This is a genomic window from Streptomyces sp. adm13(2018), from assembly GCF_008042145.1.
Taxonomy (GTDB): Bacteria; Actinomycetota; Actinomycetes; order Streptomycetales; family Streptomycetaceae; genus Streptomyces.
The window spans coordinates 1-956 of sequence record NZ_RDBH01000281.1; the positions used below are offsets into that span (position 1 = coordinate 1).

At 77.1% G+C, this 956-nt stretch carries 1 protein-coding gene; it reads left to right on the forward strand.

Translation table 11 applies throughout. The annotated features are described in order from the left end of the window. Window positions 1-801: sugar phosphate isomerase/epimerase family protein (locus EAO70_RS36615; RefSeq protein WP_148007091.1), on the forward strand; the 801-nt coding region annotated here is incomplete at its 5' end. Window positions 802-956: the final 155 nt, after the last annotated feature.

The window sequence follows — 956 nt, forward strand, 5'->3', positions numbered from 1 at the left end:
CCGAAGCCGCCCGCGTCCCCCTGGCCGTCGAACCCGAGCCCGGTCACCTCCTCGCCACCCTCGACGACTTCCACCACCTGCGCGGCCGCCCGCACCGCCCGGGTCGCCCGCCGTCTCGGCGAGCTGGGGCTCACCGCGACCGTCGAGACCGGCGCCCGCTACGTCCTCGACCCGCGGCGCAAGCACGGCCCGTCGCTGCTCGACCCGGACGCCGACGGTCGGGCCGCCCGCATCGGGCTGCTCCTGAGGGCCGTCCGGGTCGCGTCCGACCTCGGCGCCCACGCCGTGCACTGCTTCAGCGGCGTCGTCCCGGCCGACACCCCGCCGGACGAGGCATGGAAGCGGCTCACCTCCTCCCTCGCTCCCGTCCTCGAAGCCGCCGAAGCCGCCCGCGTCCCCCTGGCCGTCGAACCCGAGCCCGGTCRCCTCCTCGCCACCCTCGACGACTTCCACCACCTGCGCGGACTCCTCGGCGACCCGGCGCCCGCCGTCCTCGGCCTCACCCTCGACATCGGCCACTGCCAGTGCCTCGAACCCCTCCCTCCCGCCGACTGCCTCCGCGCCGCCGCCCCCTGGGTGCACCACCTCCAGATCGAGGACATGCGCCGCGGAGTCCACGAACACCTGCCCCTCGGCGACGGAGAGATCGACTTCCCGCCGGTGCTCGCCGCCCTCGCCGAACTCACCGCCGCCGGCTATCCCGGACTCACCGTCGTGGAGCTGCCCCGCCACTCCCACGCGGGCCCCGAACTCGCCCGCGGCTCCCTCTCCTTCCTGCGCCGGGAGGCCCCGACATGCTGACCGCCCCTGCCGCCCGCGCCTGGCTGGACACCGCTCTCGCCGAGGCCGAGGCCCACGCCCCCGGCTGGGAGGAGCGCTTCGTCACCGCCGGCCGGCACTGCGGGCGCGCGCACGCCGACGAGGCCCGCACCCTCCTCCTCCGGGCCGCCGCGGCC